This window comes from Methylobacterium jeotgali, from assembly GCF_022179345.1.
Lineage (GTDB): Bacteria > Pseudomonadota > Alphaproteobacteria > Rhizobiales > Beijerinckiaceae > Methylobacterium > Methylobacterium jeotgali.
The window spans coordinates 18108-31104 of record NZ_BPQR01000025.1; the positions used below are offsets into that span (position 1 = coordinate 18108).

At 68.9% G+C, this 12997-nt stretch carries 14 protein-coding genes; 1 reads left to right on the forward strand and 13 read right to left on the reverse strand.

Going from position 1 to position 12997, the window contains the following annotated elements:
• The first annotated feature begins 275 nt into the window (after positions 1–275).
• A complete protein-coding gene (locus MFF04_RS07665; RefSeq protein ID WP_238274881.1) occupies positions 276–596 on the forward strand; it encodes an SDR family oxidoreductase in 321 nt (106 codons plus the stop codon).
• Positions 597–714: 118 nt separating this feature from the next.
• Here the strand turns inward: MFF04_RS07665 and ureG are convergent, their stop codons facing one another.
• The 13 genes from ureG to urtD form a co-directional block, all read right to left on the reverse strand.
• The gene (gene ureG / locus MFF04_RS07670) at positions 715–1341 is read right to left on the reverse strand and encodes an urease accessory protein UreG (protein WP_238274834.1); all 627 of its coding nucleotides are present in this window, start codon (positions 1339–1341) and stop codon (positions 715–717) included.
• 8 nt (positions 1342–1349) lie between these two features.
• Positions 1350–2054: an urease accessory protein UreF gene (locus MFF04_RS07675; RefSeq protein WP_238274835.1), complete on the reverse strand. Its 705-nt coding sequence runs from the start codon at positions 2052–2054 to the stop codon at positions 1350–1352.
• On the reverse strand, positions 2011–2478 hold the full coding sequence (locus MFF04_RS07680) for an urease accessory protein UreE (protein ID WP_238274836.1): 468 nt from the start codon (positions 2476–2478) through the stop codon (positions 2011–2013). Before MFF04_RS07680 ends, MFF04_RS07675 begins: the two co-directional genes overlap by 44 nt.
• On the reverse strand, positions 2478–4199 hold the full coding sequence (gene ureC, locus MFF04_RS07685; RefSeq protein ID WP_238274837.1) for an urease subunit alpha: 1722 nt from the start codon (positions 4197–4199) through the stop codon (positions 2478–2480). Before ureC ends, MFF04_RS07680 begins: the two co-directional genes overlap by 1 nt.
• A gap of 2 nt (positions 4200–4201) precedes the next feature.
• Positions 4202–4822, reverse strand: a complete 621-nt coding sequence (locus MFF04_RS07690; protein WP_238274838.1) for an urease subunit gamma — start codon at positions 4820–4822, stop codon at positions 4202–4204.
• A 62-nt stretch (positions 4823–4884) separates the two neighbouring features.
• Positions 4885–5718, reverse strand: coding sequence for an urease accessory protein UreD (locus tag MFF04_RS07695; protein ID WP_238274839.1), 834 nt, complete (start codon positions 5716–5718; stop codon positions 4885–4887).
• Positions 5719–5943: 225 nt separating this feature from the next.
• Positions 5944–6996 (reverse strand): aliphatic amidase, encoded by a 1053-nt coding sequence (locus tag MFF04_RS07700; RefSeq protein WP_238274840.1) that lies wholly within the window; start codon positions 6994–6996, stop codon positions 5944–5946.
• 75 nt (positions 6997–7071) lie between these two features.
• Positions 7072–8445, reverse strand: a complete 1374-nt coding sequence (locus tag MFF04_RS07705) for a carbohydrate porin (RefSeq protein ID WP_373319986.1) — start codon at positions 8443–8445, stop codon at positions 7072–7074.
• Between the two features lie 189 nt (positions 8446–8634).
• Positions 8635–8964 carry an FmdB family zinc ribbon protein gene (locus MFF04_RS07710; protein ID WP_238274842.1) on the reverse strand — a complete coding sequence of 110 codons (330 nt, stop codon included), beginning with the start codon at positions 8962–8964 and terminating at the stop codon, positions 8635–8637.
• A gap of 58 nt (positions 8965–9022) precedes the next feature.
• A complete protein-coding gene (gene fmdA / locus MFF04_RS07715) occupies positions 9023–10252 on the reverse strand; it encodes a formamidase (RefSeq protein ID WP_238274843.1) in 1230 nt (409 codons plus the stop codon).
• A gap of 155 nt (positions 10253–10407) precedes the next feature.
• Positions 10408–11424 carry an alpha/beta fold hydrolase gene (locus MFF04_RS07720; protein WP_238274844.1) on the reverse strand — a complete coding sequence of 339 codons (1017 nt, stop codon included), beginning with the start codon at positions 11422–11424 and terminating at the stop codon, positions 10408–10410.
• Between the two features lie 11 nt (positions 11425–11435).
• Positions 11436–12125, reverse strand: coding sequence for an urea ABC transporter ATP-binding subunit UrtE (gene urtE, locus MFF04_RS07725; protein ID WP_238274882.1), 690 nt, complete (start codon positions 12123–12125; stop codon positions 11436–11438).
• 70 nt (positions 12126–12195) lie between these two features.
• A complete protein-coding gene (urtD, locus tag MFF04_RS07730; protein ID WP_238274845.1) occupies positions 12196–12990 on the reverse strand; it encodes an urea ABC transporter ATP-binding protein UrtD in 795 nt (264 codons plus the stop codon).
• Between the last annotated feature and the right edge of the window lie 7 nt (positions 12991–12997).

The following is a 12997-nucleotide window of genomic DNA, read 5'->3' on the forward strand; positions in this document are numbered from 1 at the left end:
CAACCGAAGCTCGGCTGCTGTGGACAAGTCACGAACGTGGCGTTGTGCACATTCGACATCTCACTGTCCGTCAGAAGAGGGAGCCTGTGAGAGTGAAGCGACAGGCCCTGATCCATGAGATGCCGTCCGTGATGATTTGCAAAATTCGCCCCTGTTATAAATATCAATCTGAATAATCAGATCTTAATACTGACTGAGGCGGCCATCCCTCCGTTGCGGACGCAGCGGCGCGCCACTTCCTGCAGGTCTCCTCCGCCAGCGGCCGCACCGGAGCGATCGGGCGCGGCCTATACTCGGCCGCCGAGTCTGGGGGCGAAGGCTTCTCCGAGGGGCCGGCCATCGAGACGAAGCCGTTCGGCGTGCCCGTTACCATCGTAGCGCCCGGCGGCTTCCGGACGGATTCGCGGGCGCGTCCGCGCGCATCCAGCCATCCTCGGCGAGACGTGGGTGGTCGAGCGCGCCTTCGCCCGGATGGCCCGCTTCCGCCGCCGCGCCCGCGACTACGAACGCCTGCCAGCCACCCTGGCCGGCTTGCGCCTCGTCGCCTTCAGCGTCCTACTCTTGCGCAGGGCTGCCGATTTCACAGCAGTCCGTAACAGGCTCTAAGGCCCTGATCCGCAAATACGTTCTCGACAACCGCGGAGTCCGTTGGCCTCGCGTGCGACACGCGCTGGGTAGGCATAGCCACCTTCCGATGCCTCGGCCACGCGGGCCTTACTGCCCGAGGCCTCCGGACTCGACGACGAAGCGGGCGATCGCGTCGGCCCCGTGCCCCTCGCGCAGGGACGAGAACACGTAGGGCCGCGTCCCCCGCATCCGGCGCGTGTCCGCTTCCATCACCGAGAGATCGGCGCCGACGAGGGGGGCGAGGTCGGTCTTGTTGACGACGAGCAGGTCCGAGCGGGTGATGCCGGGCCCGCCCTTCCGGGGAATCTTCTCCCCTCCGGCCACGTCGATGACGTAGATCGTGATGTCGGCGAGTTCCGGCGAGAAGGTCGCGGCGAGGTTGTCGCCGCCCGATTCGATCAGCACCACGTCGAGCCGGGGGAAGCGGGCGCGCATCTCGGCCACCGCCGCGAGGTTGATCGAGGCGTCCTCCCGGATCGCCGTGTGCGGGCAGCCCCCCGTCTCGACGCCCATGATCCGCTCCTCCGGCAGCGCGCCGGCGACGGTCAGGAGGCGGGCGTCCTCCTTCGTGTAGATGTCGTTGGTGATGGCGCAGATCTCGTAGGTATCGCGCAGGCGCTTGCAGAGCTGCTCCATCAGGGCCGTCTTGCCGGAGCCCACGGGGCCGCCGATGCCGACGCGGAGAGGACCGTTCTCGGGACCGTGTTCGGACATCGTTTCCCTCACGAGCGGAAGATGCGGGAATACTGGGTCTCGTGCCGGAACGAGCCGAGATCGACCCGCAGGGTCGCCGAGCCCAGCGCGTCGAGCCCGAGCCCGTCGACAGACACGGCGAGCGCCGCGGCGCGAGGCGCGAGCCCGGCGACGACGCGGGTGCCGGCGGCCTGTCCGATCGGCGCGACGCGCAGCGCCGCCGAGACGAGGTTCTGGACGAACGCGAGCGCGTAGGCCGCGAGCATCGGCGCCCGCGCCATGCCGTGGGCAGCGGCCGCCGCGCCGAGCGCCACCGGCAGGGCGACGGCGCCGGGCATCGCCGCACCAACCGCGTCGAGCGCCGGGCAGGGCCAGGCGGCCCGTGTCGCGTCGAGGAAGCTGCGGCCCTGCTGGCTCGTCTCCAGCAGAAGCTCCCGGGAAGGCGCCATCGCGAGCGCCAGCTCGTTGACCGCCCGCAGGGCATCGCCCTCCCCGGACGCCGCATGAGTGTTGCCGGCGAGGATCAGGTCGTTGCGGCCGGCGCCCCGCTCCAGAACGTCGCCGAGCCATTCCGCGAGGCCCGCCTCGTCCGAGACGTCGCCGGCTTCCACGGCCCATTCGAGGCCATGCGAATAGGCGAAGGCCCCCACCGGATAGGTCGGCGAGAGCCACGCCATCAGCCGCAGCGCCTCAATCATGGCCATGGCCGTGGTGGTGGCCGTGACCGCCCGCATAGGCGCCGCCCTCGGGCCGGAACGGCCGCGTCACCGGCTCGGCGCTGCCTCCCAAGCCCCGCACCATCTCGACGAGCACGTGGTCCTGGGCGATGAAGACGGCGTCCGCCGCGATCTCGGCGGGGATGTGCCGGTTGCCGATATGCCAGATCAGCCGCCTCAGGGCGTGCTCGCTGGCAGCCCGGATCTCCAGCAGGCGCTCGGGGGCCGCCTCGACCCAGACGAGGCGGCCGTCCTCCAGCACGAGGGCGTCGCCGTCCTCCAGCACCGTCGCCGTGGGCAGGTCGAGGAGGAAGGCCAGGCCGCCGACGCCGCGCATGGCGACCCGGCGCCGATGCCGGTCGCCGTGGTCGAGCACGACCCGATCGACGATCTCGCCGCCCGTGAGCGCGTCGCGGCGGACGATGTCTCGCGCGCGCAGCATCAGAACAGGAAGTAGCGCTGCGCCATGGGAAGCACCTCCGCCGGCTCGCAGACCAGGAGCTCGCCGTCGGCGCGCACGTCGTAGGTCTCCGGGTCGATCTCGATCACCGGGGTGGCGTCGTTGAGGATCATGCTCTTCTTCGAGATGCCGCCGCGCACGTTCTCGACGGCGACGAGCTCCTTCCGGACGCCGAGCCGCTCGCGCAGGCCATCCTCGATCGCGGCCCCCGAGACGAAGGTCAGCGCGGTTGCGTAGGGCGCGCGGCCGTAGGCCCCGAACATCGGCCGGTAGTGGCTCGGCTGGGGCGTCGGGATCGAGGCGTTGGGGTCCCCCATCGGGGCGGTGGCGATCATGCCGCCCTTGAGGACGAGATCCGGCTTCACGCCGAAGAAGGCCGGCGACCACAGCACGAGATCGGCGAGCTTGCCGGCCTCGACGGAGCCGATGTGGCGGGAGACGCCGTGCGCGATCGCCGGGTTGATCGTGTACTTCGCCACGTAGCGCCGCGCCCGCAGGTTGTCGTTGCCCGAGGCATCTCCGGGGAGCGCGCCGCGCTGGCGCTTCATCTTGCAGGCCGTCTGCCAGGTGCGGATCACGACCTCGCCGACCCGGCCCATGGCCTGCGAGTCCGAGGACATCATCGAGAGGGCGCCGATGTCGTGGAGGATGTCCTCCGCCGCGATCGTCTCCCGGCGGATGCGGCTCTCGGCGAAGGCGAGGTCCTCGGGGATCGACGGGTCGAGGTGGTGGCAGACCATGAGCATGTCGAGATGCTCGTCGATGGTGTTCCTCGTGTAGGGCCGCGTCGGGTTGGTGGAGGACGGGAGCACGTTGGGCAGGCCTGCCACCCGCATGATGTCGGGCGCGTGCCCGCCGCCGGCCCCTTCCGTGTGGAAGGCGTGGATGGTGCGTCCCTTGAAGGCCGCGATCGTGTCCTCGACGAAGCCCGACTCGTTCAAGGTGTCGGAGTGGATCATCACCTGAACGTCGTGCGCGTCGGCGACCGACAGGCAGGTGTCGATGGCCGCTGGCGTCGTGCCCCAGTCCTCGTGGAGCTTGAGGGCGCAGGCGCCCGCCCGCACCATCTCCTCCAGCGCGCCGGGCAGCGCGGCGTTGCCCTTGCCGGCGAAGGCGAGGTTCATCGGAAAGGCGTCTGCCGCCTCGATCATCCGGGCGATGTGCCAGGGGCCCGGCGTGCAAGTGGTGGCGAAGGTGCCGTGCGCCGGCCCGGTGCCGCCGCCGAGCATGGTGGTGACGCCGGAGCAGAGCGCCTCCTCGATCTGCTGCGGGCAGATGTAGTGGATATGACTGTCGAAGCCCCCGGCGGTGAGGATCTTGCCCTCTCCCGCGATCACCTCGGTGCCGGGGCCGACGACGATGTCGACGCCGGGCTGCACGTCCGGGTTGCCGGCCTTGCCGAGCCGATGGATGCGCCCGCGCACGATGCCGACGTCGCATTTCACCACGCCCCAGTGGTCGAGCACGACGGCGTTGGTGATGACGGTGTCGACGGCGCCCTCCGCATTCGTCGCCTGGCTCTGGCCCATGCCGTCGCGGATGACCTTGCCGCCCCCGAACTTCACCTCCTCGCCGTAGGTGGTGAAATCGCGCTCGACCTCGATCTCCAGCCCCGTGTCGGCCAGCCGGATGCGGTCGCCGGTCGTGGGCCCGAACATCGCGGCGTAGGCGGTGCGGGGGAGCGAGGCGGGCTTGGGCGGCATGGCTACAGGTCCCCCATCACCGCGCCGCGGAAGCCGTAGACCTTCCGCGCGCCGGAAAGCGGCACCAGCGTCACCTCGCGCGTCGAGCCCGGCTCGAAGCGGACCGCCGTGCCCGGCGCGATGTCGAGGCGCATGCCGCGGGCCTTGTCGCGCTCGAAGACGAGGCCCGGATTGACCTCGTGGAAATGGTAGTGCGAGCCGACCTGGATCGGCCGGTCGCCGGTGTTGGCGACCTCGATCACGACCCGTTCGGCGCCTTCGTTGAAGACGATCTCGCCGGGCCGCGTCGTCACCTGCCCCGGCACGTCGCCGGAGGGGGCGCCGCGGATCGGATGATGGACGGTGACGAGCTTGGTGCCGTCGGGGAAGGTCGCCTCGACCTGGATGTCGTGGATCATCTCGGGGATGCCGGGCATCACCTGATCGGCGGTCAGCACGTGGGCCCCCGCCTGCATCAGCTCGGCGACGCTGCGTCCGTCGCGGGCGCCCTCGACCACGAAGTCGGTGATCAGCGCCACCGCCTCCGGATGGTTGAGCTTCACGCCCCGCGCCAGACGGTTGCGCGCCACCTGCGCGGCCATGGCGATAAGGAGCTTGTCTTTCTCGCGGGGGGTGAGGAGCAAGGGCGGCGTCCCGGTCTCGAAATCACGCGGATCATGCACGGCGGGGCGGGAATCGCCACCCGTCAGGTCTGCCAGACGCGGGGCATCGGCGCCCGGCGATAGGCTTCGAGGAAACGGGCGGCGAGCCGGCGCAGCGCGCCGATCTCGGGACCGAGGAGGCGTACCGCGAGGTGTCCGTTCCAGGCGCTGGCCCCTGCCTCGACGCCGCCGGCCCCGTCGAGCAGGGCGCGGGCCTCCTCGATCCGGGCTTCCGCCCCCGGCGAGAGGTCGAGGATCGTGCCCATCGCCCCCGCGCCGCCCCCGATCGCCGGCCGGGCGAGGAGGGCCGCGACGTCGCCGTCGAGCCGCACCGTGTCGGCGTAGACGAGACGGCCCCCCCGGCGCACCCGCCAGACATCCTCGAACAGTGCCTCCCGTAGGGTCTCCCCCCGCGCGGCGCGGCCGAAGGCGACGATCTCGCAGAGAAGCAGGGAGGCATCGTCTGCGAGATCGGCCTCCAGACGCCTGTGCAGGCGCGACCGGTCGAACAGGATCGTCTCCTGCGGCAGCCAGTCGAGATGCGCCCCGCCGCCGACCGTGAAGGCGTTGTGCACCACGCTGACCGGGCCGTCGGAGCAGTAGACCTTCTCTGCCGCGACCGTGGTCAGGACGAGGTCGGCGCCCGGATCGAGCCGGGCGGCGACCGAGAAGGCGTCGCCGCAGGCGATGCCGCCGGCGGTGTTGACGAGGATGCCTTCCAGCGCCCCCCCGACCTTCGGGAAGCGGATGCGGGAGGGGCCGGATTCGGCGAGGTCGCGCACCCGCGTCGGCCCGCCGTCGCCGGCCGGGCCGGCCTGGAGCGCGACGGTCCCGCAAGAGCGCTGCCGCTGCGGGGCGAGGGAGGGCGGCCGGGGCACGTGGATGGCTCGGCCTCTCAGGATTGAGCGCGAAGCAGCGCGCGGCCCCGTCCCTCGCCCGCAAAGTCCTGCATCGCCGATCTCATGCCCCTTCCTGACGCCGGGTCGGCTGCGGGGCAACCGGCTCGTGGCGCCAAAGCGAGGGCTGCCGCGCGCCGCCCCGGACGAGGACGCCGTCCGGGGCATTCGAGGAGAGGGAATCACGGGGCCGGACGATGCGTGGGATCAGCGCGGGTCCGGCGGCCCCTCTCCCTTGCCAACGAAGGGGATGCCCTCGATCGGGCACTCCTCGGTGCCGACGCTGGAGCGGGTGATGGCCCGCACGGCGTCGCGGGTGGCGTCGGGGTCCTCGATCCAGCGGCGGTAGAAGTCGTAGGGGCATTCCGACATCCCGTGCCGGTTCTCCTTGGAGTTGATCATCCCCGTGTAGCCGCGGTGGAGCAGCTTGAAGAGATGGTTCTCCGACTGGCCGTTGGCGCGGAAGTCGCGGATCAGGAACTTCGAGAGGGCGGCGTACTGGATGCCCATCTCCTCCTCGCCGCACTCGCCGAGCGTGCGACCGTCGAAGCCGATGATCGCCGAGTGGCCGAAATAGCTGTAGACGCCGTCGAAGCCGGCGGCGTTCGCCACCGCCACGTAGGTGTTGTTGGCGAATGCCATGGCCTTCGAGATCAGCACCTGCTGCTCCTTGGCCGGGTACATGTAGCCCTGGCAGCGGATGATGAGCTCGGCGCCGCGCATGGCGCAGTCGCGCCAGATCTCGGGATAGTTGCCGTCGTCGCAGATGATGAGGCTGATCATGAGGCCCTTCGGCCCCTTGGAGACGTAGGTCCGGTCGCCCGGGTACCAGCCCTCGATCGGGGTCCAGGGCATGATCTTGCGGTACTTCTGCACGATCTCGCCCTGGTCGTTCATCAGAATGAGGGTGTTGTAGGGCGCCTTGTGCGGGTGCTCCTCGTGGCGCTCGCCGGTGAGCGAGAACACGCCCCAGACTTTCGCTTTCCGGCAGGCGTCGGCGAAAATCTCGGTCTCCGCGCCGGGGACGCTGGCGGCGGTCTCGTACATCTCGGCCGCGTCGTACATGATGCCGTGGGTCGAGTATTCGGGGAAGATCACCAGGTCGAGGCCCGGCAGGCCTGCCTTCATGCCGACGATCATGTCGCCGATCTTCTTGGCGTTCTCGATGACTTCCGCCTTCGTGTGCAGGCGGGGCATCTTGTAGTTGACGACGGCCACGCCGACGCTGTCGTGACTCGATGAGATGTCGCCGTGCATCATGGGACTTGTCTCCGTTGGCGTTCCGGAAGATGGCGCGCCGCCCTGTTTTGGGGCGGCGCGTCGGTGTCGAGGGTGTCAGCCCGGCGCGAGGCCGAGGAGGGTTCCGAGCGGCACGACGAGGGTGAATCCGCCGTAGACGCCGTCCTTGGGTCGGCGTGCGGTGTAGGGGTTCCAGAAGGAGTTGCCGTTGACGAGGTACTGGACCACCGGCTCCAGGATGACGCCCTTGCCGAGGTCGATATGGGCGTTAGCCTCGAAGACGAGCTTGTCGCGGGAGAAGGGGGCTCCGGTGCCGCCGGAGATGAAGTTCGCGTCGGCCAGGAACCGGGTGTAGTTGTCGTTCAGGCGCTGCCAGTTGACCTTGAGGCCGAAGGTGTCGTTGGGCCGGCTCTGGTCGGGGGCCTCGAGGAGGACGCCGAAGAACGAGTTGAAGCGGATCGGGATGGTCGGGTCGAAGGCGTAGCCGGTGCCGGTGTAGAAGGAGATCGCGGTGGGCGTGGCGTTCGGGACGAGGCCGCCATCGGCGCGCCAGACGGTCTGCTTGCCGGTCAGCACGACGCCGGAGGTGCCGTTCTTCTGAAGCACCGGAGCGGCGGGGTTGAGGCCCTTGGAGGTCCCGAAGACGGTCTTGAAGTTGTCGTCGTGGTCGGCGGTGTTGACGAAGCCGGTGAGCGAGACGCGGCCCGGATAAGCCTCGATCGTGTAGTCGGTCTTGCGGCCGATCTCGGTCATGACGAGGACGCCCGCGAGGCGCTCGTAGCCGAAATCATAGCCCGACAGCGCGTTGGTGCCGGGGTTCACGGAGAAGGCGCCGGCCTGGATGTAGGTGGTGGGCGAGGTCTTGTAGGCGACGTTGGCGCCCCAGACGCCGAAGAGCGGCGAGGTGAAGCCGGCGTTGAAGTAGAACAGGTCCTGGAAGCAGGAGTTGATCGAGTTGCACGGCGGCAGGCCGTAGTATCGATCCGGGTGCGTGCGGCCGACCTCGATGACGAGCCGATCGTCCATGAGCTTCTGCTGCCAGGTGAGCAGCGAGAGGCGGTTGTTGTTCGGCGTGAAGGGCGGCTGGTAGCCGACCGTGGTGTCACCGATGTCGGAGGCGAGGTTGGTGTTGCGCACGAGGCCGAAGAAGGTCTGCGTGAAGTTGATCGAGCCGCCCGTGATGCCGGCGAGCTTCTGCATGTCGGCGGACATGGAGAGCACGAAGTAGGCGGAGTTCGACTGCTCTCCGGTGCGCAGGCCGGCCGAGGGGTTGGCCTGGTAGAAGTCGTAGATGTTGATGTCGAAGGTCAGGCCGCGGGCCGCCATCTCGGTGGCCCAGGGCGCCAGCGGCCCGACGCGCACCGGGTCCTTGGGCTTCTCGGCCAGAGCCGGGTCCGTGCGCGGCTGCGTCTGACCCGCCTCCTGCCCGACAGGAGAGGCAACCTGGGCAGAGACCTGCGTCGAGCCCATCGCGAGGAGCGCGGAGAGGGCTGCAGCGCTCAGTCCGCGGCCGAGGACGGATGGTCGATCCGCATCTGAAGGTTTCACTCGTGTCATCATGAGTCCCCAAGATTGTGTTCTGTCGGTTCGCCGGACTCCCCAGCCGGCTTTCGGTTCTTCCGGACCGATGAGCGTCGGTTTTCTAGGCAGTTGACGCATTCAGTGGCTGATCATCCACGGTCTCGCGGCCGGGAAGCTCTTAGCCATGCCTAACGGTGCAGGCTTCGCGCCATTCTTTGTTGTATTATTGCAGCACCCGCAGCCCGCGCCGTGCCCGCCGGACCGGCGAGGCGCATGGGCGCTGCGCTCGTTCACTGCGAAGGCCTTGCGGCGTCCGGCATCCATGGAGGCCAGGTTCGGGGCGGTCAGGAAGGCGCGCGCGCATTCCGCCCCGCAGTCCGGGCAGTCGTGAGGATCGCGGAACTGCGACATCGGCCGCAGCACCGTGAAGGGCCCGCAGCTCTCGCAGGCGTAGTCGTAGACGGGCATCGGGGACTCTCGCGCAAGGGGCGATGCCCCGCCGCTGGCCGCGGCGGGGCCGGCGGGCTCACAGGTCGGGGGAGAGCGGCATCTGGATCGAGCCGTCGAGATGCTTGATCGGTCCCGCGGCGGAGGGGTTGATGTCGAAGTCGAAGATGCCCGTCGGGATCCAGAGGGTCGCGCAGGCGTTCGGGATGTCGACGACGCCCGAGATGTGGCCCTGGACCGGCGCCGTGCCGAGGATCGAGTAGGCCTGGGCGCCGGAGTAGCCGAACTTCTTCAGGTACTCGATCGCGTTGAGGCAGGCCTGGCGGTAGGCGACCGTCACGTCGAGGTAGTGCTGCTTGCCGTACTCGTCGACCGAGACGCCCTCGAAGATCAGATGGTCGTCGTATTTCGGCGTGACCGGCGACGGCTTGAAGATTGGGTTCCTGATCCCGTACTTGGCCATGCCGCCCTTGATCAGGTCGACCTTGAGGTGCACCCAGCCCGCCATCTCGATGGCGCCGCAGAAGGTGATCTCGCCGTCGCCCTGGCTGAAGTGCAGGTCGCCCATGGAGAGGCCCGCGCCCGGCACGTAGACGGGGAAGTAGATCTTCGAGCCCCGCGAGAGATCCTTGATGTCGCAGTTGCCGCCGTGCTCGCGCCCCGGCACCGTGCGCGCGCCCGTCGCGGCCGCCGTCTCCTTCGCCTCGCCCTTGAGCCGGCCCATGTGGGCGGTCGGCCCGAAGGGAAGGGTCGCGAGCGCCGGCACCCGCTCGGGATTGGTGTCGAAGAGCGCCTTCTCCCGGGTGTTCCAGGTCTCGAGCATCTTCGGGTCCGGCAGGCAGCCGATCAGGCCCGGATGGATCAGGCCGGGGAAGCGCACGCCCGGAACGTGGCGCGACTTCGTGAACATGCCCTCGAAGTCCCAGATCGACTTCTGGGCCTCCGGGAAGTGCTCGTCGAGGAAGCCGCCGCCGTTCTTCTTCGAGAAGAAGCCGTTGAAGCCCCACTGCGACTCGGGCTTGGCGCCGATGTCGAGGAGGTCGACGACGAGGAGGTCGCCGGGCTCGGCGCCCTCGACGCCGATCGGGCCGGAGAGGAAATGCACGATCGACAGGTCGATGTCGCGCACGTCGTCGGCGGAGTCGTTGTTCTTGATGAAGCCGCCGGTCCAGTCGTAGGTCTCGACGATGAAGTCCGAGCCCGGCTTCACGGTGGCGACCATCGGGATATCCGGGTGCCAGCGGTTGTGGACCATGTCGTTGTCGTAGGCTGACTGGGTGAGGTCGACCTTGATGAGGGTATCGGGCATTTCCTTCTGAGCTCCTCTATCGTCCGGGCAGCCGTCCCCGTTGGGCGCCCGGCATGGTTCCGGCCGCCCCCGCGGATCGTCGGTTCTCTTCGTTCATCCGGCGCGCCGGGCGCCGGACCGGTTCGGGCGGGCCGCTGACGCGGCGCGCCGGTGAGTCAGCGCGCGAGCAGTTCCTTCAGGGCCGCGTCCAGAACCGCGATGTCGCCCGGCGAGGTGCCGGGGCCGCCGGCGAAGTGGCCCCAATAGGTCTCGACCACGCGCAACTCCGCGTTCGGCATGTGGGAGACCTCAATGGCGCTGTCCTCCGGCGGGAAGTAGAGGTCGGTCGAGGCCGGCATCACGAGCGCCTTGGCCTTGATCGCGCCCAGCGCCTTCGCGAAGTCGCCGCCGTAGAGGTCGTTGTTCGAGATGTCGCCGTTCTGCCAGGTCCAGAGCATCGCGAGCAGGTTGTTGGCGTCCTTCGAGAGCAGCCAGCCCTCCCAGAAGCCCACCAGGAAGTCCTCGAGCGAGGCGTAGCCCATCGCCTTCAGGTCGGCCTCGACCCGGTAGAAGGTCTGCGAGAAGCCCCAGCCGGCATAGACGCGGGCGGCGGCGCGCAGGCCCTTCTGGGGCTGGGCCGTGTAGAACCCGTCGGCGAAGGCGGCATCCGCCTGGAGCGCCGCCTTAACGCCCTCCAGGAAGACGAAGTTGTGCCGCGAGCACTTGGCCGACCCTTGGAAGGGCAGGATGCGCTCGACCATGTCGGGGAAGATCGCTCCCCAGTGGAAGGTCTGGAGCGCCCCCATCGACCAGCCGGTCACCAGCCTGATCCGCTCGATCCCGAACTGCTTCGTGACCAGTCGGTGCTGCTGCACCACGTTGTCGTAGGCGGTCACCTTCGGGAACCGCGGACCGTCGTACGGAGCGGGCGTATTGCTCGGCGAGCTCGACAGCCCGTTGCCGAACATGTTCGGCACGATGATGAAGTACTTCTCCGGATCGAGCGCCATGCCGGGCCCGATCAGCCATTCGTTCTCGAGATGCGTGCCGGAGTACCAGCACGGGTAGACGACGACGTTGTCCTTCGAGGCGTTGAGGGTGCCGTAGGTCTTGTAGGCGAGCTGCGCGCCGCGGATCGTCTGCTTCGACTGCAGGACGACGTCGCCGAGCTCGAAGACCTCGTAAGCGGCCATGCGCGTCCTCCTCAGACGGACAGGAAGCGGGCGACCTGCGCCTCGTCGACGTCCTCGCGCCGGGCCTCGTGCACGATGGCGCCGTTCTCGATGACGAGGACGCGGTCGGCGACGTCCATGGCGAAGCTCAAGACCTGCTCGGAGACGACGATCGAGAGGCCGCGCTCGTCGCGGATGCGCTTCAGGGTGCGGCCCATCTCGCGGATGATCGAGGGCTGGATGCCCTCGGTCGGCTCGTCGAGGAGGAGCGCCTTTGGGTTGCTGGCGAGCGCGCGGGCGATGGCGAGCTGCTGCTGCTGGCCGCCCGACAGGTTGCCGCCGCGCCGGCCCTTCATCTCGAGGAGCACCGGGAACATCGTGTAGAGGTCTTGCGGCACCTTGCGGGCGCCGGTGACGGTGAGCCCCGTCTCGATGTTCTCCTGCACCGTCATGGTCGAGAAGATCATCCGCCCCTGCGGCACGTAGGCGAGGCCCTTGGCGACGCGGGCATGGCTCTTCATCGCCGTGACGTCGGTGCCGTCGACGGTGATGGTCCCGGACTTCGTCGGCACGACGCCCATGAGCGTCTTCATGAGCGTGGTCTTGCCCATGCCGTTGCGGCCCATCACCGCGACGATCTCGCCCGGCGCCACGTCGAGGTCGATGCCGTGCAGCACCTCGCTCTGGCCGTAGGCGGCGTGGAGGTCGCGGACCGAGAGCATCGTCTCGGCCGCGACGGAGACGGGCGGAAGCGGGGCGGCGGAGAGGGTCTGGAGCATCGCGTCGGTCCCCTCAGTGGCCGAGATAGACTTCGATGACGCGGGGGTCGCTCTGCACCCGCTCCATCGAGCCCTCGGAGAGCACCTTGCCCTGGTGGAGCACGGTGACCCGGTGGGCGATGTCCTCGACGAACTTCATGTCGTGCTCGATGACGAGCACCGAGCGGCCCTTGATGATCTGGTTGAGGAGCTCGGCCGTCTTGATGCGCTCGCCGACGCTCATGCCGGCCACCGGCTCGTCGAGCATCAGGAGCTCCGGGTCCTGGATCAGCAGCATGCCGATCTCGAGCCACTGCTTCTGGCCGTGGCTGAGGAACTCGGCCCGCTCGCGGAGGCGGTCCTTGAGGAAGATCAGGCTCGCGATCTCCTCGATCCGGTCGCGGACCTCGGCGTCGCGCTTGAAGGTGAGCGCCCCGAACACCGAGCGGCCCCGCGGGAAGGAGATCTCCAGGTTCTCGAAGACCGTGAGGTCGTCGTAGATCGAGGGCGTCTGGAACTTGCGCCCGACGCCCGCCTGCACGATCGCGCTCTCGGAGAGCTTCGTCAGCTCCTGGCCCTTATACTTGATCGAGCCGGCGCTGGCCTTCGTGCGTCCGCAGATCAGGTCGAGCACCGTGGTCTTGCCGGCTCCGTTCGGGCCGATGATCACCCGGATCTCGTCCGGGTCGACGTAGAAGGACACGTCGTTGACCGCCTTGAAGCCGTCGAAGGAGACGGTCAGCCCCTCGACCGCGAGCAGGAAGTCCTGCTGGGGGGCCGGGGCGGGCTCGGCGCCGGTCAGCGCGGCGGGGAGGATGCTCGCGTTCATGAGATCC